The following is a 21,533-nucleotide window of genomic DNA, read 5'->3' on the forward strand; positions in this document are numbered from 1 at the left end:
GTCGGAGCGCCCCCCTAGGCTTGAGAGCCGGGAGGATGTCGACGTGGGTGAATCGGTGCTGGTCCGTGGCGGCCGGGTCGTGGGGTTGGCCGAGGGCGAGGCGACGCGGGCCGCCGACGTCCGCATCCGCGACGGGTTGATCGTGGAGGTCGGGCCCGACCTGGCCGTGGCCGGTGAGCGGCTCATCGACGCCGCGGGCGCCTGGCTCATCCCGGGGCTGTGGGACGCCCACGTCCACTTCACGCAGTACGTGCGCGCCTCGACGTGGGTGGACGTCGCCGGGACGAGCGGCCCCGAGGAGGTCTGTGCCCGCATCGCGGGTGACCTGGCCGGACGCCCCGACGACGGCCGGGCGGTGATCGCGTTCGGGTACCGCTCCGGGCCGTGGTCGCGCGTCGGAACCGTCGCCGAGCTGGACGCCCTGAGCGGCGGCCGCCCCGTCGTCGCCATCGCGGGCGATGTCCACAACGGCTGGCTGAACAGCGCCGCACTGGCCGCGTTCGGGCTGCCACCGCGCGAGGGTCCCCTGGTCGAGAACGACTGGTTCGAGGTGTTCGGACGCCTCGACGACCTGCCCGGCGCCACGCCCACTCCTCATCGGGAGGACGCGGTCGCGGCCGAACTCGCTGCTCGTGGGTTGGTGGGGCTCGTCGACCTGGAGTTCGACTCACCCTTCCGGGCGTGGCCCACCAGGGTCGAGCGGGGCCTGCGGTCGCTCCGCGTCCGGGCGGGCGTCTACCCGCATCAACTGGACGACGTGCTCGCCGCGGGCTGGCGCACCGGCGACGCGTTGCCCGGCGGCCTGGGTCTGGTCACGATGGGCCCGCTGAAGATCATCGTGGACGGGTCCATGGGCACGCGCACCGCGTGGTGCTGCGCCCCCTACTGCGACGCCTCCCCGACCGACCCGCATCCGGCGGGCGCTCCGAACCACAGCACGGAGGAGCTCCGGGCCCTGTTCACCCGCGCCCGCACCGCCGGCCTGGCGGTGGCCGCGCACGCCATCGGCGACCGCGCCAACGCCGCGGTGCTGGACGCCTTCGCCGCGACGGGGGCGTCCGGTTCTGTGGAGCACGCGCAGTTGCTGCAACGGCAGGACGTCGAGCGCTTCGGTCGGCTCGAGGTCACCGCGAGCATGCAGCCGCACCACCTCGTCGCCGACCGTGACCCCGCCGGCGTGCTCTGGGCCGACCGGACCGACCGGCTCTACCTCGCCCGATCCCTGCTGCGGTCGGGCGCGCGGCTCGCGCTCGGGTCCGACGCCCCCGTCTCCCCACCCGACCCGTGGCTGGCCATCGCCACGGCGGTGCACCGCTCCGGCGACGGGCGCGCGGGCTGGCATCCCGAGGAGTCGCTCAGCCCACGGGAGGCGTTGGCCGCCTCGGTGGACGGCCAGCGCCTCGCCCCGGGGCGTCCCGGCGACTTGGTCGTGCTGGGTGCCGACCCGCTGTGGGAGTCCGACGAGCCGGCTGAGACAGCGGCCCACCTGCGCGCGATGCCCGTCCGCCACACCATCTGTGCGGGCCGGCTCACCCACGGGGAGGCCTGAGTGGCACTCCCGGACTGGCTCGCGACCGAGCAGAAGGTCGTGCACGTCCATCACCGTCCGGCGCGCCCAGGCCAGGTCGTCGACTGGCCGGATTGGGTGTCCGACCGGGTTCGGGCAGCCTTCGCGGCTCGCGGCATCGATCGACCCTGGGCACACCAGGTGGCGGCCGCACAGGCCTCGTTCGCCGGACTCCACGTCGCGATCGCGACGGGGACGGCGTCCGGCAAGTCGTTGGCGTTCCTGCTGCCCGTGCTCGCCGGGGGGCTCGACGGGCGGGTCCCAGCCGGCACGCGCGCCCCGCAGAGCCGAGGTGGCTCCTCCGGCCTGCGGGTGTCGGCCCGGCCCACGGCGCTCTACCTCGCCCCCACGAAGGCCTTGGCCCACGACCAACGCCGCTCCGCGGAGGGGCTCGGCCTCGAGGGGTGGCGCATCTCCACGCTCGATGGCGACTCCGATCCCGACGAGCGCCGGTTCGCGCGCGAGTTCGCTTCCTTCGTGCTCACCAACCCGGACATGCTGCACCGCTCGATCCTGCCCAGCCACACCCGCTACGCGAGGCTGCTCGGCGGTCTGACCCACGTGGTCGTCGACGAGGCCCATCGCTACAAGGGTGTGTTCGGCGCGCACGTCTCGGCGGTGCTGCGCCGCCTGCGTCGCCTGGCCCACCACTACGGGGCTGACCCCGTGTTCGTCTGCGCCTCGGCGACCATCAGCGAGCCGGACGTCGTGGCCGCGGCCCTGACCGGCGTCGACCACGTGGTTCCCGTGACCGACGACGCCTCCCCAGCCCCCGCCCTCGACGTCGTCCTCCTGGAGCCCACGCCGGCGCTCACCGAGACCACCGCCAAGCTCCTCGCCGGGTTCACCCGCGACGGACAGGCGATCGCGTTCACGAGCTCGCGCATCCAGGCCGAACTCGTGGCACTGCGGGCCCGCGAGCTGTCCGACGGGGCGATCGCCGCCTACCGCGGTGGCTACCTCGCCGAGGACCGGCGCGAGCTCGAGGCCGCCCTCTCCGACGGGAGGCTTCGGGGCGTGGCCTCGACCAGCGCCCTGGAACTCGGCATCGACATCGCCGGCATGGACGCCGTGGTCACGGCCGGCTTCCCGGGCACGCTGGCCGCCTTCTGGCAGCAGGTCGGCCGGGCCGGACGCGCTGGGCGCGACGCGATCGCCGTGCTCGCCGCCCGCGAGGACCCGCTCGATGCCTACCTCGTCGAGCATCCCGAGCTGGTCTTCGAACGGCCGGTCGAGCGGACGGTCGTGCCGGTCGACAACGCATTCGTGCTGGGCCCGCACCTGTGCGCCGCGGCCCAGGAGCGCCCACTGACCCCGGATGATGCCCGTTGGTTCGGGCCCACCACCGTCGCACTCGCGGAGCGGCTCACCGCCCAGGGGGCCCTGCGCCGGCGCCCGCTGGGCTGGTTCTGGACGCATCCGGCGCGGGCCGTGGACTCGATCGACCTGCGCTCCCTCCAGGGCAAGGCGGTGGAGGTGGTCGACTCCTCGACCGGGCGCGTGATCGGCCAGGTCGACGCTTCGGCCGCCGACCGGACGCTGCACCCCGAGGCGGTGTACGTGCACCAGGGCGAGACGTGGTTCGTCGACGAGCTCGACCTGCACGACCGGGTGGCCCTCGTCCACCGCGCCGACCCCCTGTGGTTCACCCAGGCCCAATCGACCAGCGGGGTCCGGATCCTGTCGACCTCGGCCTCGCGCCGGCTGGGCCTGGGGGAGGTGCACGTGGGCTCGATCGAGCTCTCGAACCAGGTGGTCTCCTACCTGCGCCGCGACTCCGAGACCGGCGAGGTGTGGGATTCCACCCCCTTGGAGTTCCCCGAGCGGCGCATGGTGACGCGCGCCACGTGGTGGACGATCCCCGACAGCGTGCTGGCGGCCCTGGACGGGGTGGCCTCCGGCCCGATCTCCCCCCTCGACCTGGCCGGGGCGGTGCACGCCGCGGAGCACTGTGCGATCGGACTGCTCCCCGCCTTCGTGCCCTCGGACCGCTGGGACATCGGCGGGCTCTCCACCGTGCTCCACCCCGACACCGGCCAGCTCACCGTCTTCGTGCACGACGGGCTCCCCGGGGGGTCCGGCATCGCCGAGCGTGGCTACGAGCTGGCCGAGCAGTGGTGGGCGGCGACGCTGGCCCGGCTGCTCACCTGCCCCTGCCAGGAGGGTTGCCCCGCGTGCGTGGTCTCCCCGAAGTGCGGCAACGGCAACAACCCGCTCGACAAGCGCGGTGCCGCCGGGCTGGTCGAGCTGCTCGTGGGCCCCGCGAAGCCGTAGAACCCGGGCCGTTCTCACTCCGGTGCTCCCGTGACCATCCCGGCATGGGCGCGGGCGGCCAGCCAGTGCTGCGTGGGTCCGGCAAGGAACGCCGCTCGGACCTCGACCGACACCACGAACTCGACCTCGTCGCCGGCGATGCGGCACCCCACCACCTCGACCCCGCTCAACCGGGCGGCGGTACGGGCAGCCGCGCACCCGTCGGTCGCCCGGCCCTGCTCCCGTGCACCGGTCAGGGCCGCCAGGTCAGCGGCGCCCTTGACGCGCTCTCCCTCGGCGCGCAGGACCCCTGCCAGGACCAGGAGCGCCGCGCAGCACACCAGCACCAGGGCGATCACGCACGACCACAGCACCGCGGATCCCCGTTCGTCACGACAACGGGTCATCGCTCCGCCAGGACGTGTGCGCGGGCGACGAGCGGCCAGGAGGCCACGCCGAGTGGCGCTTCCCACCGAACCTCCACGACCACGGCGTCAGCTTCTCGCCGGGAGGTCACCCTCGCCCCGGGCGGCGCGTCGGCGGTCGCGCGCGCCACGGCGACGGAGTCACCGCGCGCCAGCTGCCGGGCCACCTCGTTGGCCGTCACCTGGCACTGGCCGAGCACGAAAGCCGCGCCGCCGACGAGGAGCACGAACGCCAGCACCCCGGCCAGGAACAGGGTCGCGAAGGCCGTCTCGACCGTCACCATGCCGCGTTCCCGCCACGCGCCCGTGGGGCCGGACGCGCTGCGTCCGACCCCACGGCCCCGTTCCCCTGGGGTCACGGCTTCGGGAAGAAGCTCGGGATCGGGACGCTGAACGCCTGCGTGATCCAGCCCAGGATCGCCTTGATGAGCTGTTCGACCAGCTCGCCGAACGAGCCGGTCTGGATGGCGACCACGATCACGCCGATGATGACGATCACCACGACCACGCCGAGGGCGTACTCGACGGTGGCCATGCCACGCTCGCGCAGGGACGTGCGCTGCATGCGCGCGATGGGGGTGTCGGACATGGTGTTTCCTCTCACTTCGTCGCCGCCCAACTGCGGCACCCCAGACGATGGGCGGAACCGGGACGATCCGGTCACCGATCTTCTGGCCCGGTGGACAATGCGGAGCGGGACCTCGGGGCTGTGGATGAACCCTGAGCCGCGCCTCACAACAGCCGCAGGACGAGCGAACCGAACAGGGGCACCACGCCCAGCAGCACGAAGGCCGGCAGGAAGCAGACCATCAGGGGCACGACACTCCTCACGCCCGCACCCCGGGCCCGGACCAGCGCGCGTGCCGCTCGCGTCGCCCTCGCATCCGCAGCGTGCTGCCTGAGGAGTCCTGCAAGCCCGAGGCCCGAGCGCACCGAGCGCGACAGGTCCCGTGCCACCTCCCGGTACCCGCTGACCCGCGCCAGCGCGCCCCACGCCTCGGCTTCGTCGACGCCCAGGTCGATCCGGGCCAGCACACCGGCCAGTGCCTCGGCGGCCGGTCCGTCCACGACCTCGACCACGACGCGCAGGGCTGTCCGGGGCGGGCGCCCGGCGTCGAGGCACACGGCGAGCAGGTCACAGACGACGGGCACGGACGCCCGCAGGGCCTCGCCCCGTTGGGCGTCACCCCGCGCGCGCCACACCAACCGCAGGCGGTCGACCAGCGCAACCCGGCACCCCGCCAGTTGCTCCTCCCACCGCCCCCGACGGAGCCGCGCCAGACCCGGCGGAGGCACCCACCACCAGACCGCCAGCCCGGCGGACGCCGCGGCGAGCAGATCCCAGGACATCACCGGCCACCGGCTCGTTCGGCCACGGTGTCGATCCACCAGACGCCGGCGCACCCGAGCCCGACCCCGACGTTCAGGCACGCCCAACCCAGCACCGACCCGGTGAGGAAGGCGACGGGATCGCCACCGAACCCGAAGCCCAGGGCCAGGCCGACGAGGGGCAGCACGGCCATGACCCGTCCACCCAGGCGGGACGAGGCCAGCTCCGCGTCCACCACCCGGGCGACGTCGTCCTCGGCGGCCAGCCGGGATGCCGCGGCGTCGACCGCCCCGACCAAGGAGCCACCGGTGCGGGTGGAGACCTCCCACGCGGCGGCCAGGTCGCGGAGACCCTCGTGACCGACGCCCCGCGCCGACCTGCGCAACGCCCCTGAGACCTCGCCGCCGGCACGCAGCTCGGCGGCCGCCTCGCCGAGCACCGGAGCGTCCTCGGCGGCCTCGAGGAGCGCAGCGGTGGGGACGCGACCGACCCGCAGGAGGCCCGCCACGAGCTCGCCGGCGTGGACCACGTCCGCCCTGCCCCTGATCCGGGCACGACGCCCCGCCCGCCGGGCGGCCAGGCCGAGACCGCAGGCCACCACCTGCCCACAGGCCAGGGCCGACGCTGCGGACCCCGGCCCCACCAGGACGGCGGTCAGCACCAGGCCGACGGCCACTCCCAGGGCCAGCCACCCCCAGCGGGCCCGCGCCGAGCCGCGACCACCCTCCCGTGGCTCGGCGGGCACGGCCGCCAACCGATCCAGACCTCCTCCGGACGGGAGCACCCACCACACCGCGCACGCCGCGGCGAAGGCGGCCACCCAGGCCATCACGTCCACCTCCCCAGGCGCTGCCAGCCGGGGCCGCGTGTCTCCGTCCCGGACGCGGACCACGACACCGCGGGCACGGCCCGCACGATCCCGTCGCTCCCGGCCTCCAGGACGGCGACCTGCTCCACGAATCGCCGGCCCGTCCGATCCCGACGGACGTGCACGACGGCGTCCAGCCCCGCGGCCGCCTGGGCGTGCAGCGCCGGCCGGGAGAGTCCCCCCAGGGCTCCGAGCGCCTCCAACCTGGCCGGCACGGACGCAGCGCTGTTCGCGTGGACCGTGCCGCAGCCGCCCTCGTGACCGGTGTTGAGCGCCGCCAGCAGATCCGCCAACTCGGCTCCGCGCACCTCGCCGACGACCAGCCGGTCGGGACGCATGCGGAGGGCGTTGCGGACCAGGTCGGTCAAGGTCACCGACCCGACCCGTTCGGCATTCGCGGTACGTCCCTCGAGGTGGACGACGTGGGGGTGGTCGGGGTTCAACTCACGGGAATCCTCGACGATGACGAGCCGCTCGTGGGGGGCGGCCTCGCCGAGCAGCGTGGCCAGCAGGGTGGTCTTGCCCGAACCCGTGCCCCCCGAGACCAGCATCGCCGCCCGACCCGCCACCAACCCCCGCAGCACCGTCGCCCCACCGGGCGTGAGCGACCCGCGCGCCACCCAGTCCGCCACGGTGAAGCGCACCCCTGCCGGGACGCGCAGCGAGATGCAGGTGCGCTCGGCGACGCAGCCCAGCACGGCGTGGACACGCGTGCCGTCCGGCAATCGCGCGTCGACGAAGGGCGAGGCGTCGTCCAGGCGTCGCCCGACCAGCGCGGCCAGCCGGACGGCCAGCCTCCTGACCGCCTCGTCCGACTCGAACCGGACACCCGCCCGCTCGAGTCCTGTTCCCCGGTCGACCCACACCTCGTCGGGGCCGTTCACGAGCACATCGGTCACACCGGGCAGGGCGAGCAGGTCGTCCAACGGCCCGGCTCCCTGGGACTCGCGGCGCAGCGCCGCGACGGTCTCCAGCACCGCCGTGTCGCTGACCACGTGCCCGAGCCACGTCAGCGCATCCGCCACCTCGGCCGGACGCGCCCCGTGGCCCAGGGCGCTCAGCCGTGCACGGACCTCGTCCAGGTCAATCGCCATGCCGCGCCTCCGCCCACACACGATCCAGCAGGCGCTCGACCGCGCGGCTCCAGCGCGACCGCGGGCGCCCCGGAGGTTCTCCGGACTCGGCGTCGGCGCTCACGTGACGGTCGACGGGCACCTCTCCCCACAGCGGCAGGCCCAGAGCATCCGCCACGACGCCGCCGGGTGGACCACCCGGCGTCACCCGGACCGCCACACCGACCCCGCTCGGCTCCAGGCCGGCACCGACGCGCGCCGCCGCAGCCACGGCGCGGACGCCGTCCCCCACGGCCAGCACGGTGGCGTCCGCCGACCGGAGGGCCTGCCGTGCCGCCGGTACCGGCGTCCGCCCCCCGTCGACCACGACCAACTCGTGGTGTCGGGCCAGGGAACCCAGCACCGCATGCACCGACTCCGGCGTCAGGGCCGGCGCCGGAGTGCCTCGCGCCATCGCGACCACGGTCACGCCCGACACCACGGGCAGGACGCCGCGCACGTCGCCCACCTCGCCCCGCGCGCCGAGCAGGCGTGGCCAGCGCCATCCGGCGGCGCCCTCCGCACCCAGGAGGAGGTCGATGCCACCGCCGAGCGGGTCGAGGTCCACCAGCGCGCATCCCCGCCCCCGCCGAGCGGCCGTGAGCGCCAGCCCCGCGGCCAACGTGGAGGCACCCACGCCGCCGGAGCCGCCCACCACGGCCACGCACCGGGAGTCGGGCTCGTCCGCGGCCAACACGCCCGCCAGCCACGCCACGCCCCGGGGCAGTGGGATGACCTCGGCGCCCAGTGGCATCGACCACGTCCCCAACTCGGCCGCGTCGAAGCCCACCAAGTGCACCTTGGCCCGCTGCGCGGGCGCGACGGACGCCACGGCCGCGGCCTGGTCGCCACCCACCAGCACCACCCGCGCACCCGGCCAGCGCGGCAGCGCCGCCTCGGCGGTCGCCACCGTCACCACGCGCAGGGCGAGCGCGGCCGCGGTCGACTCCACGGCGTCCCGCACCCGGGCATCAGCCGTGACCAGCATCACATCTCCCTCGGGCTCCATGCCCGGACAGTGGGCGGAGCGTCCCCGATCACGGCAGTGAGTTCGTCGCCTGTGGACAACACCCGATCGCCATCCACAACGCGCCCGGCCCCTTGACGAGCGCACGGTGGGGTGCTCGCCTACCATCGGGCGCATGACCTCCACCAGCCAGCCGGCGTTCCCGCAGGCCGCACTCGACTGGCTGGCTCCCTCCGGCGCTGACGGCCGGGTGCTGCCGTCGCCCCGCGTCCTGCTGCTGGGCCGCTCCGCGGCACCGCTCGCGACCCTCCTGGACCGCCGCGGCGCGGCGCTGGTGGCCTGCGACACGAGCCGCGCGGGCGTCCGGACGCTGCTCAACCGCGCCCCCCGCGCGCTTCCGGCGGTGGCCTCGCCGGACCGCCTGCCGTTCACCCCGCTGGCCTTCGACGCCGTCCACGTCCACCAGTCGCTGCACACCCTCGCGGACGCCGCCCTGGCGTCCATCGCCCGCACCCTGGCGCCGGGTGGGCACCTCGCGGTCAGCTACACCGTCCGGGACGACTCGGTGCCGTGGGTGCGCCGCCTCACCGCGCTGCTGCGGGACGTGGACTCCGGCTCCATGGCCGGCGCGTACGGCACCGAGAGCATCGACCGCCTCGAGGCGTCCCCGCACTACGCGGAGGTGTCCGAGCGGAGCCACCGCCTGTGGGTGCCGATCAGCCGGGTCGACCTGCTCGGCATGGTCGCGAAGCGCTTCCCGGACCTGGAGCAGGACCGCCTCAGCCGGCTGATGGCCGACGTGGGTGAGTTGTACGAGACGTCAGCGCGCGTCCCGGAGCCCCTGCTACTGCCCTACCGGGTCATCTGTTGGCGGGCCACGGTCGACCACAGTGAGTTCACCTCCCGGCTGGGCGCGCCGGAGGACGGCGTCCGCATCCGCCTGTGAGGGGCCGCACGTGGCCGCTAGCATGACGCATAGTCGACGAAGGGATCGAGTCATGGAACAGCCGGAGATCGGTGAGGTCATCAAGGACATCACTGCCGACGTCCAGACCATCGTCCGAGGTGAGATCGAGCTGGCCAAGGCCGAGCTGATGCCCCAGGTGAAGAGCGCGGGCATCGGGGCGGGCCTGTTCGGAGCTGCGGGCTACCTCGCCGTGCAGGCCGCGACGCTGCTGTTCATCTGCGGCGGCCTCGCGTTGAGCGCCCTCTACCAGGGGGCCGTGCCCCTCATCTGGGCGTTCGTGCTCGGATTCCTCACCATGGCCGTCCTGCTGCTCATCATCGCGGGCGTGCTCGTGCTGGTCGGCAAGGGCAAGTTCGCCTTCAAGGGTCCCGAGCGCACGATCACCGAGGCCAACCGGAGCATCGAGGCCGTCACCGGCGCGGTGGACCAGGGCAACGCCAACGTGCGGGCGATCGTCGCGGGCGCTCCGCGTCCGGTGCGCGGCGAGGCCGCCCCGGCCGTCAGGCCTTGAGCCGGTAGACCCTCGCCTCCCACGGGGAGAGGGTCCGCTCGTCCGTGCCCCGGTGCACGGACGGGAGCACGAGCTCGGCACCCTCCACCGAGGGAAGTTCGGCCACCGGGAACCCGGTGGGGCGTGAGGCCATGTTCGCCACGACGAGGAGGCGTTCCGGCCCGAGCGTCCGCGTGAAGGCCCAGAGGGCCTCGTCCTCGGGCAACAGCAACGCGAACGCACCGTCGCGCACGACGGCCTCCTTCTTCCGCAGCGCGATGAGCGCCTTGTAGTGCGCCAGGACGCCGTCCGGATCGGCCTCGGCGTCCGCCACGTTGACCTCGGCGGTGCTGGCGTTGAGGGGGAGCCACGGCGTCCCCGTCGTGAAGCCGCCCTCGCGCGTCCACGGCATGGGCGTCCGCGCGTTGTCGCGCCCCATCAGAGCCAGCGCGGCCAGCACGTCCTCGGCCGGCATCCCGGCCGCGGTCGCCTGGGCGTACTGGCCCAGCGCCTCGACGTCGGCGTACTGCTCGATGCGGGTGAAACCGGCGTTCGTCACGCCGATCTCCTGGCCCTGGTAGACGTACGGCGTCCCCTGGTGGAGGTGGAGCACGGTCGCCAATGCCTTGGCCGAGGCCACGCGGAACTCGGGCCTGTCGTCGCCCCAGCGGCTCACCGATCGGGGCTGATCGTGGTTCTCGAAATACAGGGAGTTCCAGCCCTCGTCGGCCAACCCCTCCTGCCAGCGGGCCAGGTTCTTCTTGAGGTCCGGCAGGTGCAGCCGCTTGGGCGACAGCTTCGAACCGGAGTGGTCCACCGAGACGTGCTCGAACGTGAACACCATGCCGAGGCGTTCGTGGTGGCGGGACGTGTACTCCCGGGCGTGGTCGACACCACACGCCACCATCTCCCCGACCGTGAACAGCTTCCGGGAGGTGATGCCCACGGCCGCGTTCATCTCCTCGAGGAACTCGACCAGGCGCGGGCCGTTGGCCACCTTGGCGATCTCGAAGCTGTAGGGGTCACCCGGCACGATGATGCCGTCCGTGAGCGGGTAGGTCTTGGAGATGAGGTTGATCACGTCCATCCGGAACCCGTCGACGCCCCGGTCGACCCACCAGTTCATCATCGTATGAACCGCCTCGCGGACGGCCGGGTTCTCCCAGTTGAGGTCGGGCTGTTTGCGGCTGAACAGGTGGAGGTAGTACTCCCGGGACGCCTCGTCCCACGTCCAGGCCGAGCCGCCGAAGAACGAGCCCCAGTTGGTGGGCTCGGCCCCGGGTGCGCCCGGCTCGAATCCCTCGCGGGCCGGCCGCCAGATGTACCAGTCGCGCTTGTCGGAGTCCGGGCGTCGCGACTCGGTGAACCACGCGTGCTCGTCAGAGGTGTGGTTGACGACGAGGTCCATCACGAGCTTCATGCCGCGCGCGTGCACGGCGGCCACGAGCTCGTCGAAGTCGTCGAGGGTGCCGAACATCGGGTCGATCGCCTGGTAGTCGGCGATGTCGTAGCCGTTGTCGTCCTGGGGCGAGGCGTAGATCGGTGACAGCCACACCACGTCGGCCCCGAGGTCGGCGACGTGGTCGAGGTGCTGGATGATGCCACGCAGGTCCCCGAACCCGTCGCCGTCGGTGTCGGCGAAGGAGCGCGGGTAGATCTGGTAGACGACGGAACTGGACCACCACGGTGTCTCGACCATGCGGGCCATTCTTGCGTTTCGTCCCGGAAAAAACTACACAGCCGGCGGTGAGTCTTTCCGTGGGAGACTGGTGGGGACACCACTTCCCTCGATCGAGAAGGAACGAGCCACGTCCAGGCCGCAGCCGCGTCCCCGCACGACACTCCGGGTGACCGCCGTCCAGCACTTCGCCCCGCTCAACAACCCCGACGAAACCCTCAAGCTGGGCCGCGGGATCGTGCGCGAGGCGGCCGCGGCGGGCGCCGACCTCGTCCTGTTCCCCGAGATGTGGTCCACCGGCTACGCCCTCCCCATCGACCTCACCCGGGCCGTCGGTGTGGACGGGCCCTGGGTGGAGGGTTTCCGCGACGTGGCGGCCGACCTGGGCGTCGGAGTCGCGATCACGCTGCTCGCCGAGCACCCGGGCGGCCCCACCAACACGACCCTCGTCATCGGACGCCGCGGCGAGGTGCTGTTGCGCCACGACAAGGTGCACACGCTGCGCTTCGATGCCGAGCGCCACCTGACGCCCGGAACGGGGTTCGACACCTGCGTGTTCGACGGGGTCACGCTGGGCGTGATGACCTGCTTCGACCGCGAATTCCCCGAGAGTGCCCGCGAGCTCATGCTCGCGGGGGCGGAGCTCGTGCTCGTCCCGAACGCGACGGCCTGGAACCCCGTCCGCGCCCACCAGCTCGAGGCGCGCGCGTTCGAGAACATGCTGGCCATCGCGTCCGCCAACTACCCCGGCGACGGGTGGGGCCAGTCGTCGGCCTACACCCCTGTGGTGTTCGCCCCGGACGGACGTCCCCTGGACCCGCTCATCGGCCGGGCGGGGGCGCTGCCCCAGCTGGTGCCGTTCCGCTTCGACATGGAGGCCATCCGCGACTGGCGCGAGCGCGAGGTCTGGGGCACCAGCCATCGGCGTCCGGACGCCTACCGGCGCCTCGCGCGGTGAGCCCTACTGGCCCGTGTCCAGCCCGGCACGGTGCAGGAACCGCTCGGGCACCATGCGCCGGGTGCGGACGTCCCACGGCTCGGCCCAGCCGGCCAGGTCCAGCAACCCATCGATGAGATGGGCGGTGAAGCCCCAGATGAACAGGTCGCCCACCACGAACGCGGGCCCCTCATACCCCATCGGCAGCCGCCAGGTCACCCGGTTCCCGGGGTTGACCAGGTCGGCGACGCGGACGCTGTGCACCGCGCTGATCTCCACCTTGTCGACGATCTCCAGGGGGTGGGGCTCGCGCCACCAGGCGATGACGGGCGTCACGTCGTAGCCCGTGACGGCGACCCGGGCCGGCGGCAGCACCCCGAGCAGTTCGACGCTGGCGGCGTCGATGCCGACCTCTTCGCGGGCCTCGCGCAGCGCCGCCTCCTCGCTCGAGGCGTCCGCCTCCTCCACGCCGCCGCCGGGGAAGGCGCACTGTCCGGCGTGCTTGCGCAGGTGCTTCGACTTCTCGATGACCACGAGTTCGAGTTCGGCGGGGGTGGCCCCGGGCGGTCCCGAGAACAGGATCAGGACGGCGGCCTTGCGCCCACCGCGTCCGGGACGCCCCCGCACGACCCGGGCGCCACCGCCCGGCTCGGCCAGGATGGCGGCCAGGTCCCTCAGCACCGGGGGGACCGCGGTCACACGCTCACCCCCAGGAAGGTCTCGGCGTCACGCACCATCTGGTCGGTGGACGCGATGGCACCGATCGAGCGGTACTGGACGCGCCCGTCGGCGTCGACGTAGACCGTCACCGGGATCCCTTGGAACCCGACCGGTCCGGCCGTCCGCTTCAAGGGGTCGGTGAGGTGCGGGTACGTCCAGCCGGCCAGTTCGGCGAACTCGAGCGCGAGCCCGGGTTCGGGGTCGGCGAAGTCGACGCCGAGCACCAGGACGCGGTCACCGGCCCGCTCGGCGAACTCCTTGAGGTGGGGCGCCTCGAGCCGGCACGGCGCACACCACTGCGCCCAGAAGTTGATGACCATCGGCTTGCCGCGCAGCGCGGCGAGGTTGACCTGACGGCCCGAGCCCAGGCACCCCAGCAGCAGGTCGGGCAGCCCACCCTCGACGGGCTGGGCGGACGCCGGCGTCTCGGGACAGTCCGGGATCCCGGCGGCCTCGCGTTGCGCGACCAGCGCCGGATCCACCTTCTTGACGGGCGCCGGACCGGTCGACGCGGGAGCACCGGCACAGCCGGCCAGCAGGGCCAGGACCGCCACGGCGGCGACAGCCGTCCGCACGCCCCTCATGCCCGCGGCTCCCGGACCAGCGCGGCCGCCACCACGGGATCCGTCGGCCCCTCACCGAAGCTCGGGCACAGCCCCTCCAGCGGGCAGGCCCCACAGGCCGGACGCCGTGCGTGGCACCGGCGGCGTCCGTGCCAGATGACCCGATGGCTGAGCATGACCCACTCGGACGGGTCGAAGAGCTCACCGACCACCTGTTCGACCGCGTCCGGGTTCTTCGACGCGACCCAACCGAAGCGGTTGGCGAGCCGGATGAAGTGGGTGTCCGGCGTGATGCCGGGCACCCCGAACGCGTTCCCGAGCACGACGTTCGCGGTCTTGCGGCCGACACCCGGCAGGGTGACGAGGTCGGAGAGGACCCCGGGCACCACGCCGCCGAACCGCTCGACCAGCGCTTGCCCGATGCCGATGAGGTGACCCGTCTTCGCCCGGAAGAACCCGGTGGGACGGATCAACTCCTCCATCTCGGTCGGGTCGGCGCCGGCATAGGCGGCGGCGTCCGGGTAGCGCGCGAAGAGCGCGGGCGTGATCGCGTTGACGCGCCGGTCGGTCGACTGGGCCGACAGGACCGTCGCGACGAGGAGTTCCAGGGGCGTGGTGAAGTCGAGCTCGCAGCGGGCCTCCGGGTACAGGTCGGCGAGGGCGGCGTGGATCGCTCGGGGCTGCTCCATGGCTCAGGCGAGCTCGACGACCAACTCGACCTCGACCGGGGAGTCCAGCGGGAGAACCGGGACGCCGACCGCACTGCGCACGTGCTGCCCCGCCTCACCGAAGACGTCGACGAACAACTGCGAAGCGCCGTTCGCCACCTGTGGCTGGCCCGTGAAGTCGGACGTGGAGGCCACGAAGACGGTGGCCTTGACGATGCGGGCGATCCCGTCCAGGCCACCGGCCTGGGACGCGGCCGCCGCCAGCGCGTTGAGCGCGGCCGTACGGGCGGCCTCCGTGGCCTGTTCGGGCGAGACCTCCGCGCCGACCTTGCCCGTGGCGACGAGCCGGCCGGCCACCGTGGGGAGCTGACCCGAGGTGAGGACCTGTGAGCCCGAGCGCGTCGCCGGCACGTAGGCGGCCACGGGGGCCGCGACCGGCGGCAGTTCGAGGCCGAGAGCGGTGAGACGCTCGGAGGCCGTCGTCACCGGGACTCCGCCAGGGGGCGCTTGAAGTAGGCGACAACGTTCTGGGGGTTGGGGCCGGGCACGATGGAGACGAGCTCCCAGCCGTCGGCACCCCAGTTGTCGAGGATCTGCTTGGTTGCGTGCACCAGAACCGGTGCGGTGGCGTACTCCCACTTGATCATGGGCGCAGCCTAGTCCAGCGACGGACAGGACTCACTTGGCCTGTTTGCCACACAGAACGGACTGCCAGGAGTTGATGTCGGTCCGCTGGCGCAGGAGCTGGCGGCGCTCACGCTCGGTCATGCCGCCCCAGACACCCCACTCGATGCGATTGTCGAGGGCCTCTGCCAAGCACTCGGATCGGACGGAACAACCCATGCACACCGCTCGCGCGCGCTTCTGGTCGGCACCCTCGGGAAAGAGCTTGTCCTGCATGCCGCGGCACTTCGCCTGTAGTGTCCAGTCATCCGCCTCGATGAGCGTCATTGCCCAGCCCTTTCGACTTTTCACTGCCCGGGTGCCCGTCACCGGCGTAACATTATGGTAAATGGGGCGCTGCAACTTTCACAATGCAGGTTGCCAACGGATTGCATGTTAACGAACCTCACACCGCTGGAGCCGCGCCCGTGGGACGTGCGGGCCTGACAGACCCATCACGTACTCTGTCCCCATGCGTGCACCAACCGTGGGTCGCAAGTTGTACTCGGCCTTGATGTTCGTCCTCGTGAGTGCCTTGGGAGGCGTCCTCGTGGCCGGCCTTGCCGTCCCCACGGTGGGGATCGGGTCCGAACTGGCCCGGGCGAGCGCCGGCGCTCTCCAGGCCATCCCCAAGGAAATCGAGACGCCCCCGCCCTCCGAGGGTTCAACGGTGCTGATGGCGGACGGCTCGGTGCTGACCAATTTCTTCGACGAGAACCGGGCCTATGTGGGGCTGGACGACATCTCTCCGATGATGAAGCAGGCCCAGTTGGCCGTGGAGGACCAACGGTTCTACAGCCATGGCGCCCTGGACTTCCGCGGCACCCTGCGCGCCCTCGTCCGCACGTCCAGCGGCAACACCCAGGGCGGCTCCACGCTCACGCAGCAGTACGTGAAGCTGGCCCTCCTCGACAAGGCCGTGTCCGAGGATGACGCCGAGGGCAAGGCCGCCGCGTACGACCGCACCTTCTCCCGCAAGCTGCTGGAACTCCGGTACGCGATCGCGCTGGAGGAGCGCCTCTCCAAGGACGAGATCCTCGAGCGCTACCTGAACCTCTCCTACTACGGGGCGGGCGCCTACGGCGTCCAGGCCGCGGCGAAGCGCTACTTCGGCATCGACGCCAAGGACCTGGACCTCGCCCAGTCCGCGATGCTCGCGGGCCTGGTGCGCAACCCCGCCACCACCGACCCGATCAGCTACGAGAAGATCGCCCTCGAGCGGCGCAACAATGTGCTCGACATCATGCTGTCCCAGGCCGACCGGCCCGAGGTGTGGCACTTCACCGACCCGATCACCAAGGCGCAGGTGGCCGAGGCCAAGGCCATCGGGTTCGATCGCTCGAAGGTGACCACCACCCCGCACGGCTGTGCCGCCTCGGAGTTCCAGAACCTCTGCAGCGTGGTCCACAGCCAGCTGCTCAAGCTCCCGAGCCTGGGCCCGGACAAGGCCACCCGTGAGCGGCTGATCAAGCGCGGCGGCCTCACCATCCAGACCGAGATCGACCCCCGCACCCAGCGTGCGGCGCAGAAGGCCGTCTCCGAGTACGTGTACCCCACCGACCCGGTCATCGGCCTCATGGTGATGGTCCAGCCCGGCACCGGGCTCATCAAGGCCGCAGCCCAGAGCCGTCCGGAGATCGGCACCAATCCCGGCCAGACCTACCTCAGCTACGCGATGGAGAGGGAGGTCGGCAACTCCAGCGGCTTCTTCGGCGGCTCGACCTACAAGATGTTCGTCCTGGCCGCTGCCATCAACAAGGGCTTCCCCACCACCCGCACCTACGACGCCCCCAAGACGAAGGACTGGGAGGGTGAGACCTTCACCAACTGCCAAGGACCCTTCACCTTCAAGAGCCGGAAGAAGGAATGGACGGTGACCAATGCCGGGGGCGGGGGCGAGTTCGACATGTACTCCGGCACCAAGAGCTCGGTCAACAACTATTTCCTCGCTCTGGAGCAGGACGTCGGCATCTGCGAGAGCGTCAAGATGGCGGAGACCCTGGGCCTGAAGATCCAGTACGGCAAGGTGAGGAAGGGGGACGGAACGTCCCGTCCCGAGACCATCGACGACGTCGGCAGCAACCCGTCGTTCACCCTGGGGACCGCCGCATCTTCCCCGGTCTCGCTGGCGAACGCCTACGCGACGATGGCGGCTCGCGGCCTCCGTTGCGACCCGATCGTGCTGAAGGGCATCACCAACAAGGCGGGCAAGCCCTTCGAGGTGCCTTCGGCGAACTGCCAGCAGGTCATCGCCCCGGAGGTCGCCGACCGGATCAACGACGTCATGCGTGGCCCGTTCAACGGCGGTACCGCCTCCAGCTCCCGCATCCCCGGCTACAACCTGGCGGGGAAGACCGGTACGGACGGGCGCAACACCAAGGCCATCTGGCTGGTCGGCTACACGCCGAACCTCGCCGGGGCGGCCATGATCGGCCTCGACCGCGCGGATCCCCGCTTCAAGGGGATCAAGGATGAGGATCTCCGCATCCAGGGCGTGCCGATCCGGGACGGCAAGTACCGCCTGCGCGGCAGCTCCGGCGGAGAGGCCGGCGTCGGCATCTGGCTCCCCGCCATGCGCGTGGCGCTCGAGGGAATGCCGCGGGACGACTTCGTACCGCCCACCACGGTCGAGCAGCCGATGATCGACATCCCGAGTTGCTCGCGCATGGGCCTCGAGGAGTGCCGCACCGTCCTGCACCAGGCCGGCTTCGCCACCACCATCACGCGGGTGGAGAACGCGCGCCCCGCGGGGACGTTCCTCGGCACCCGGCCGACCGGACAGGCCGAGCGCTACAGCACGGTTCGCCTGCTGGTGTCGTCCGGTCCCCGACCCGCGCCGCAGCCCACGCAGCCCGCCCCCTCCGCTCCCCAGCCGTCACCGACGCAGCCCCCGCCCACGCAGCCCCCGCCCACGCAACCCCCGCCCACGCAACCCCCGCCCACGCAGCCCCCGCCCGGGCAGGGGCCTCCCGGGCAGGACCCACCGGGCCGGGGCCACCCGTGATCGGGCGGGTTGCCGTCGGCGCCCTGGCTGCCGGGGCCGCGTGCTTCGCCTACGGGGTCGGCATCGAGCGGACGGCCTTCCAGGTGCGCCGCTTCGACGTCCCGGTCCTGCCTGCGGGCGCTGAACCGCTTCGCGTCCTCCACATCTCGGACATCCACCTGCTGCCCCGGCAGGGCCGCAAGCGGGACTTCCTCCGCGGCCTCTCCGGCCTGGAGCCCGACCTCGTCGTGAGCACGGGCGACCACATCGCGTCCGCGGACGCCCTCGGGGCCCTGACCGAATCGTTGGGTCGCCTCTCCGGAGTGCCGGGTGTGTTCGTGTTCGGCTCCAACGACTTCGACGCTCCGCAGTTCAAGCTGCCCGTCCGCTACTTGTTCGGCGCCACCACGGACGGTTCCGGCAAGCCGATCCCCCCGCTGCCGACCGACGAACTCCGGGCGGCCCTGGAGGGCCTCGGCTGGGTCTACCTGGAGGAGCGACGGGCCGAGGTCGGCGTCGCCGGCCGGACCATCCGGTTCCGCGGCACGGGGGACGCCCACCACCACCGCGACGACTACGCGGCCGTGGCCGGTCCGGCGTCGGACGACGTGCTGGAGATCGGCGTGACCCACGCGCCCTACCTGCGCCTGCTCGACGCGATGACCGCCGACGGTGTCCCGCTGATCCTGGCCGGGCACACGCACGGCGGCCAGGTGGCCCTGCCGATCAAGGGGGCACTGGTCACCAACTGCGACCTGCCCCGGGACAAGGCCAAGGGACTGTTCACCCACGAGGCGGGGGGCCACAAGGCCCAGGTCCACGTGTCGGCGGGCATCGGCATGTCCCCCTTCGCGCCCTACCGGTTCGCCTGCCCGCCCGAGGTGACCCTGCTGAGGCTCACTCCGCGACCGTCGATGTGAACTCCGGGCGCGAGTGGGTTATGATCTACCTCGGCTCACGGGCCAATCGGGGTGTGGCGCAGCTTGGTAGCGCGCATCGTTCGGGACGATGAGGTCGCAGGTTCAAATCCTGTCACCCCGACCAAGTGTGAAGGCCGGACCCTTGCGGGTCCGGCCTTCACCTGTCTTCCGGGCTGATCAGTGCGCCATGACGGGGCCGGAGGACTTCTCCGACGTCGGGCGGGAGATCAGCAGCGTGATGAGCAGCGTCACCGCGGCCAGGGCAGCACCGACGGCGAACATGATGAAGTTCGCGCTCGTTCCCACGGAGACGTTGGCGCCGGCGACCGTCACCAGCGCGCCGCCGAGGATCGGGGCGGTGATGGCGCCGATGCGGCCCATGCCGCTGCTGAAGCCCAGAGCCGAGCCGCGGAGCTTGGCCGGGTAGTGGCTCGCGATGGCGGCCAGCACCAGGCACTGGGTGCCGTGGGTGCCGATGCCCGCCAGGACGAGCGCGAGGTTGGCCATGATCGGGCTGTCGGGGTACGTGAGCAGGAAGGCCAGCCCCAGCGCCGCGAACAGCGCGGCGACGATGCCCGACGGCAGCGGTCCGAACCGGACGCCCGCCCACGCGGTCGCGAAGGACCCGATGACGGCGCCGATGTTCAGGCTGAGCAGGAACAACAGCGGATTGAACATCAAGGTGGTGTAGTGCGGGTCGGCGCCCATCAGCTTGGGGAGCCAGGTGCCGAGGCCGTACCAGGTGAAGAGCGTGAAGATGGACGCCGTCGCGAACATGGCCGTGGCAATGCCCCAGCGGGGCGAGAACAGCGCGCGGAGGCCCTGGGGGTGCGGGGAAGCGGATTCGGCCTCGGCCTCGGCCGGGGTCTCGTCGTGGGAGGCGACGACCTCCTCGAGGGTGTGGTCGACCCCCCACTCCGCCGCCACCCGTCGCGCCTCTGCCTCCCGCCCCTTGGAGCGGAGCCACGCGGGCGACTCGGGCATGATCCAGGCAGCCACGGCCAGGATGACGATGCCGACGCCGGCGACGAGGTACATGGCTCGCCATCCGGGAACGGGCAGCATGACGAGACCGAGCAGGGCTGCGATCGAGCCGCCGATGGGGATGCCGGACATCATGATCGTCGAGATGAAGGAGCGCTGGCGCACGCGCACGAACTCCGCGGTGATGGCGTTCGCCGAAGGCACCAGGCCGCCGAGGCCCACGCCCGCGATGAACCGGAAGGCGCCGAACATCTCCTTGTTGATCGCGAAGTAGATCGCCATGGTGAACACCGTGAAGAGGAGGCCACACGCGATGATGGTCTTCTTGCGACCGAGGCGGTCGGCGATGTCCCCGGCGCCCAGTGCTCCGAAGAGGGCCCCCACGAACACGAGCGAGCCCATGAAGCCAGCCTCGGTGGGGTTGAGCCCCCACCCGGGCTCCTTCATCGCCATGATGGCGGGCAGCGTCGTGCCGTAAACGATGAGGTCGTAGCCGTCGAGGACCACGATCAACCAGCAGAGCAGGATCACCAGCCAAGCCGGCTTGGAGCGCACCGCGGTGCGCGGAGACAGCGATGTCGTCATGAGGATACTGTGCTCCACGGAGCGGTCCGCGCGTAAGGTTGTTCTCCAGAGCAGAATCCCCCGAGTGGACAGCGTGAGCATGGTCAGACAGGCAACATCGTCCAAGGAGCGTCCGTCCTACGCCATCAGCAGCGTGGACCACGCCCTGCGGCTCGCGGCGCTCCTCCAACTCGAGGGCACCACGACCGTGTCGCACGCGGCCGCGCACCTGGGGGTGGCCCCCAGCACGGCGCACCGTCTGCTGGCGATGCTGGTCTACCGCGACTTCGCGACGCGCGACGGCCGCTCCTACCGGGTGGGACCGGTCCTCGCCCAGGTGGATCAGCCGCCCGGCACGACGGGCCACCTCCGCGATGCCGCGTTGGGACCCATGACGCGCCTGATGAACGCGACGGGCGAGACCGTCACCATGATGATCCTGACTCAGCGGCACATCCGCTTCGTGGCCGAGGTGGAATGCGCCCACCACCTCCGGGTGGGTCACCGGACCGGCATGGTGTTCCCGGCCCATCGCACGTCAGGCGGCCTGGCGATGCTGGCCGAGTGGGACGACGACGCGATCCGCAAGCTCTACGCCCAGGCACCCGAGGGGGAGGAACCGCCGGACTTCCACATGCTGTTCGCCCGGTTGGAGTCGGTGCGGCAACAGGGCTTCGCGATGAACAACGGCCTCTCCGAGCGCGGCGTGCTCGCGCTGGGCCACACCATCCGGGGTTCGGAGGGCGTCGCGGTCGCCTCCCTGTCCATCGCCATGCCGGCGAGCCGCTTCGAGCCCACCGCCGTCCGCGGTCTGGTGTCATCCCTGCGGCGCGCAACCCGTGAAGTGGAGGGCGCTCTCGCCGGGCCCCCGTAG

The 21,533-nt window shown here is 72.1% G+C and carries 23 protein-coding genes and 1 tRNA gene; 9 read left to right on the forward strand and 15 right to left on the reverse strand.

All coding sequences use genetic code 11. The annotated features are described in order from the left end of the window. The first annotated feature begins 43 nt into the window (after window positions 1–43). Both AC5YDA_RS07880 and AC5YDA_RS07885 read left to right on the forward strand, forming a co-directional pair. Window positions 44–1,549 carry an amidohydrolase gene (locus AC5YDA_RS07880; RefSeq protein ID WP_496188288.1) on the forward strand — a complete coding sequence of 502 codons (1,506 nt, stop codon included), beginning with the start codon at window positions 44–46 and terminating at the stop codon, window positions 1,547–1,549. Then, window positions 1,550–3,841, forward strand: a complete 2,292-nt coding sequence (locus tag AC5YDA_RS07885) for a DEAD/DEAH box helicase (RefSeq protein WP_496188287.1) — start codon at window positions 1,550–1,552, stop codon at window positions 3,839–3,841. A 14-nt stretch (window positions 3,842–3,855) separates the two neighbouring features. Here AC5YDA_RS07885 and AC5YDA_RS07890 read toward each other — a convergent pair whose 3' ends face one another. The 7 genes from AC5YDA_RS07890 to ssd form a co-directional block, all read right to left on the reverse strand. Further along, complete coding sequence (locus AC5YDA_RS07890) at window positions 3,856–4,227, reverse strand: Rv3654c family TadE-like protein (protein ID WP_496188286.1); 372 nt, start codon at window positions 4,225–4,227, stop codon at window positions 3,856–3,858. Further along, window positions 4,224–4,529: a TadE family type IV pilus minor pilin gene (locus AC5YDA_RS07895; protein ID WP_496188285.1), complete on the reverse strand. Its 306-nt coding sequence runs from the start codon at window positions 4,527–4,529 to the stop codon at window positions 4,224–4,226. Before AC5YDA_RS07895 ends, AC5YDA_RS07890 begins: the two co-directional genes overlap by 4 nt. Window positions 4,530–4,600: 71 nt before the next feature. Next, window positions 4,601–4,834: a DUF4244 domain-containing protein gene (locus AC5YDA_RS07900; RefSeq protein ID WP_496188284.1), complete on the reverse strand. Its 234-nt coding sequence runs from the start codon at window positions 4,832–4,834 to the stop codon at window positions 4,601–4,603. A 143-nt stretch (window positions 4,835–4,977) separates the two neighbouring features. After that, window positions 4,978–5,595, reverse strand: a complete 618-nt coding sequence (locus AC5YDA_RS07905; RefSeq protein WP_496188412.1) for a type II secretion system F family protein — start codon at window positions 5,593–5,595, stop codon at window positions 4,978–4,980. Further along, window positions 5,595–6,404 (reverse strand): type II secretion system F family protein, encoded by an 810-nt coding sequence (locus tag AC5YDA_RS07910; protein ID WP_496188283.1) that lies wholly within the window; start codon window positions 6,402–6,404, stop codon window positions 5,595–5,597. Before AC5YDA_RS07910 ends, AC5YDA_RS07905 begins: the two co-directional genes overlap by 1 nt. Next, on the reverse strand, window positions 6,404–7,537 hold the full coding sequence (locus tag AC5YDA_RS07915) for a TadA family conjugal transfer-associated ATPase (RefSeq protein WP_496188282.1): 1,134 nt from the start codon (window positions 7,535–7,537) through the stop codon (window positions 6,404–6,406). Before AC5YDA_RS07915 ends, AC5YDA_RS07910 begins: the two co-directional genes overlap by 1 nt. Further along, the gene (gene ssd / locus AC5YDA_RS07920; protein WP_496188281.1) at window positions 7,527–8,564 is read right to left on the reverse strand and encodes a septum site-determining protein Ssd; all 1,038 of its coding nucleotides are present in this window, start codon (window positions 8,562–8,564) and stop codon (window positions 7,527–7,529) included. Before ssd ends, AC5YDA_RS07915 begins: the two co-directional genes overlap by 11 nt. Window positions 8,565–8,697: 133 nt before the next feature. On the opposite strand from ssd, the gene AC5YDA_RS07925 reads away from it, so the two are divergent. Continuing rightward, the gene (locus tag AC5YDA_RS07925; RefSeq protein WP_496188280.1) at window positions 8,698–9,468 is read left to right on the forward strand and encodes a class I SAM-dependent methyltransferase; all 771 of its coding nucleotides are present in this window, start codon (window positions 8,698–8,700) and stop codon (window positions 9,466–9,468) included. 52 nt (window positions 9,469–9,520) lie between these two features. After that, window positions 9,521–10,000: a phage holin family protein gene (locus AC5YDA_RS07930; RefSeq protein WP_496188279.1), complete on the forward strand. Its 480-nt coding sequence runs from the start codon at window positions 9,521–9,523 to the stop codon at window positions 9,998–10,000. On the opposite strand, the gene AC5YDA_RS07935 is transcribed toward AC5YDA_RS07930, so the two are convergent. Then, a complete protein-coding gene (locus tag AC5YDA_RS07935) occupies window positions 9,990–11,678 on the reverse strand; it encodes an alpha-glucosidase (RefSeq protein WP_496188278.1) in 1,689 nt (562 codons plus the stop codon). The two genes, AC5YDA_RS07930 and AC5YDA_RS07935, sit on opposite strands and share 11 nt — an antisense overlap. Before the next feature lie 70 nt (window positions 11,679–11,748). Between AC5YDA_RS07935 and AC5YDA_RS07940 the strand changes: the two genes are divergently transcribed. After that, complete coding sequence (locus AC5YDA_RS07940; RefSeq protein ID WP_496188277.1) at window positions 11,749–12,615, forward strand: carbon-nitrogen hydrolase family protein; 867 nt, start codon at window positions 11,749–11,751, stop codon at window positions 12,613–12,615. 3 nt (window positions 12,616–12,618) lie between these two features. Here the strand turns inward: AC5YDA_RS07940 and AC5YDA_RS07945 are convergent, their stop codons facing one another. The 6 genes from AC5YDA_RS07945 to AC5YDA_RS07970 are packed head-to-tail and all read right to left on the reverse strand — an operon-like array spanning window position 12,619 to window position 15,496. Beyond that, complete coding sequence (locus tag AC5YDA_RS07945; RefSeq protein ID WP_496188276.1) at window positions 12,619–13,293, reverse strand: NUDIX hydrolase; 675 nt, start codon at window positions 13,291–13,293, stop codon at window positions 12,619–12,621. Beyond that, a complete protein-coding gene (locus tag AC5YDA_RS07950) occupies window positions 13,290–13,898 on the reverse strand; it encodes a TlpA family protein disulfide reductase (RefSeq protein WP_496188275.1) in 609 nt (202 codons plus the stop codon). The genes AC5YDA_RS07945 and AC5YDA_RS07950 overlap by 4 nt, the downstream gene beginning before the upstream one ends. Further along, window positions 13,895–14,566, reverse strand: a complete 672-nt coding sequence (gene nth / locus AC5YDA_RS07955) for an endonuclease III (RefSeq protein WP_496188274.1) — start codon at window positions 14,564–14,566, stop codon at window positions 13,895–13,897. Before nth ends, AC5YDA_RS07950 begins: the two co-directional genes overlap by 4 nt. Before the next feature lie 3 nt (window positions 14,567–14,569). Beyond that, window positions 14,570–15,031, reverse strand: coding sequence for a RidA family protein (locus AC5YDA_RS07960; protein WP_496188273.1), 462 nt, complete (start codon window positions 15,029–15,031; stop codon window positions 14,570–14,572). Further along, window positions 15,028–15,192, reverse strand: a complete 165-nt coding sequence (sp36, locus tag AC5YDA_RS07965; protein WP_496188272.1) for a Sp36 family protein — start codon at window positions 15,190–15,192, stop codon at window positions 15,028–15,030. Before sp36 ends, AC5YDA_RS07960 begins: the two co-directional genes overlap by 4 nt. A gap of 31 nt (window positions 15,193–15,223) precedes the next feature. Next, complete coding sequence (locus tag AC5YDA_RS07970; protein WP_496188271.1) at window positions 15,224–15,496, reverse strand: WhiB family transcriptional regulator; 273 nt, start codon at window positions 15,494–15,496, stop codon at window positions 15,224–15,226. A gap of 184 nt (window positions 15,497–15,680) precedes the next feature. Between AC5YDA_RS07970 and AC5YDA_RS07975 the strand changes: the two genes are divergently transcribed. The 3 genes from AC5YDA_RS07975 (at window position 15,681) to AC5YDA_RS07985 (ending at window position 19,235) form a co-directional block, all read left to right on the forward strand. Continuing rightward, window positions 15,681–18,212: a transglycosylase domain-containing protein gene (locus AC5YDA_RS07975; RefSeq protein ID WP_496188270.1), complete on the forward strand. Its 2,532-nt coding sequence runs from the start codon at window positions 15,681–15,683 to the stop codon at window positions 18,210–18,212. After that, on the forward strand, window positions 18,209–19,111 hold the full coding sequence (locus tag AC5YDA_RS07980) for a metallophosphoesterase (protein ID WP_496188269.1): 903 nt from the start codon (window positions 18,209–18,211) through the stop codon (window positions 19,109–19,111). The genes AC5YDA_RS07975 and AC5YDA_RS07980 overlap by 4 nt, the downstream gene beginning before the upstream one ends. Window positions 19,112–19,158: 47 nt before the next feature. After that, window positions 19,159–19,235 (forward strand) — tRNA-Pro (locus tag AC5YDA_RS07985). 53 nt (window positions 19,236–19,288) lie between these two features. Here AC5YDA_RS07985 and AC5YDA_RS07990 read toward each other — a convergent pair. Next, entirely contained in the window at window positions 19,289–20,680 is a 1,392-nt protein-coding gene (locus AC5YDA_RS07990; RefSeq protein ID WP_496188268.1) for an MFS transporter, read from the reverse strand. Window positions 20,681–20,759: 79 nt separating this feature from the next. Between AC5YDA_RS07990 and AC5YDA_RS07995 the strand changes: the two genes are divergently transcribed. After that, complete coding sequence (locus AC5YDA_RS07995) at window positions 20,760–21,533, forward strand: IclR family transcriptional regulator (protein ID WP_496188411.1); 774 nt, start codon at window positions 20,760–20,762, stop codon at window positions 21,531–21,533.

Source organism: Propioniciclava sp. LT294, assembly GCF_059516005.1.

Coding starts and splice junctions, on each gene's coding strand:
- AC5YDA_RS07890 (WP_496188286.1), bottom strand. CDS start 4,227: ATGACCCGTTGTCGTGACGAACGGGGATCCGCGGTGCTGTGGTCGTGC.
- AC5YDA_RS07895 (WP_496188285.1), bottom strand. CDS start 4,529: ATGGTGACGGTCGAGACGGCCTTCGCGACCCTGTTCCTGGCCGGGGTG.
- AC5YDA_RS07900 (WP_496188284.1), bottom strand. CDS start 4,834: ATGTCCGACACCCCCATCGCGCGCATGCAGCGCACGTCCCTGCGCGAG.
- AC5YDA_RS07905 (WP_496188412.1), bottom strand. CDS start 5,595: ATGTCCTGGGATCTGCTCGCCGCGGCGTCCGCCGGGCTGGCGGTCTGG.
- AC5YDA_RS07910 (WP_496188283.1), bottom strand. CDS start 6,404: ATGGCCTGGGTGGCCGCCTTCGCCGCGGCGTGCGCGGTGTGGTGGGTG.
- AC5YDA_RS07915 (WP_496188282.1), bottom strand. CDS start 7,537: ATGGCGATTGACCTGGACGAGGTCCGTGCACGGCTGAGCGCCCTGGGC.
- ssd (WP_496188281.1), bottom strand. CDS start 8,564: ATGGAGCCCGAGGGAGATGTGATGCTGGTCACGGCTGATGCCCGGGTG.
- AC5YDA_RS07925 (WP_496188280.1), top strand. CDS start 8,698: ATGACCTCCACCAGCCAGCCGGCGTTCCCGCAGGCCGCACTCGACTGG.
- AC5YDA_RS07930 (WP_496188279.1), top strand. CDS start 9,521: ATGGAACAGCCGGAGATCGGTGAGGTCATCAAGGACATCACTGCCGAC.
- AC5YDA_RS07935 (WP_496188278.1), bottom strand. CDS start 11,678: ATGGTCGAGACACCGTGGTGGTCCAGTTCCGTCGTCTACCAGATCTAC.
- AC5YDA_RS07950 (WP_496188275.1), bottom strand. CDS start 13,898: ATGAGGGGCGTGCGGACGGCTGTCGCCGCCGTGGCGGTCCTGGCCCTG.
- nth (WP_496188274.1), bottom strand. CDS start 14,566: ATGGAGCAGCCCCGAGCGATCCACGCCGCCCTCGCCGACCTGTACCCG.
- sp36 (WP_496188272.1), bottom strand. CDS start 15,192: ATGATCAAGTGGGAGTACGCCACCGCACCGGTTCTGGTGCACGCAACC.
- AC5YDA_RS07970 (WP_496188271.1), bottom strand. CDS start 15,496: ATGACGCTCATCGAGGCGGATGACTGGACACTACAGGCGAAGTGCCGC.
- AC5YDA_RS07975 (WP_496188270.1), top strand. CDS start 15,681: ATGCGTGCACCAACCGTGGGTCGCAAGTTGTACTCGGCCTTGATGTTC.
- AC5YDA_RS07990 (WP_496188268.1), bottom strand. CDS start 20,680: ATGACGACATCGCTGTCTCCGCGCACCGCGGTGCGCTCCAAGCCGGCT.
- AC5YDA_RS07995 (WP_496188411.1), top strand. CDS start 20,760: ATGGTCAGACAGGCAACATCGTCCAAGGAGCGTCCGTCCTACGCCATC.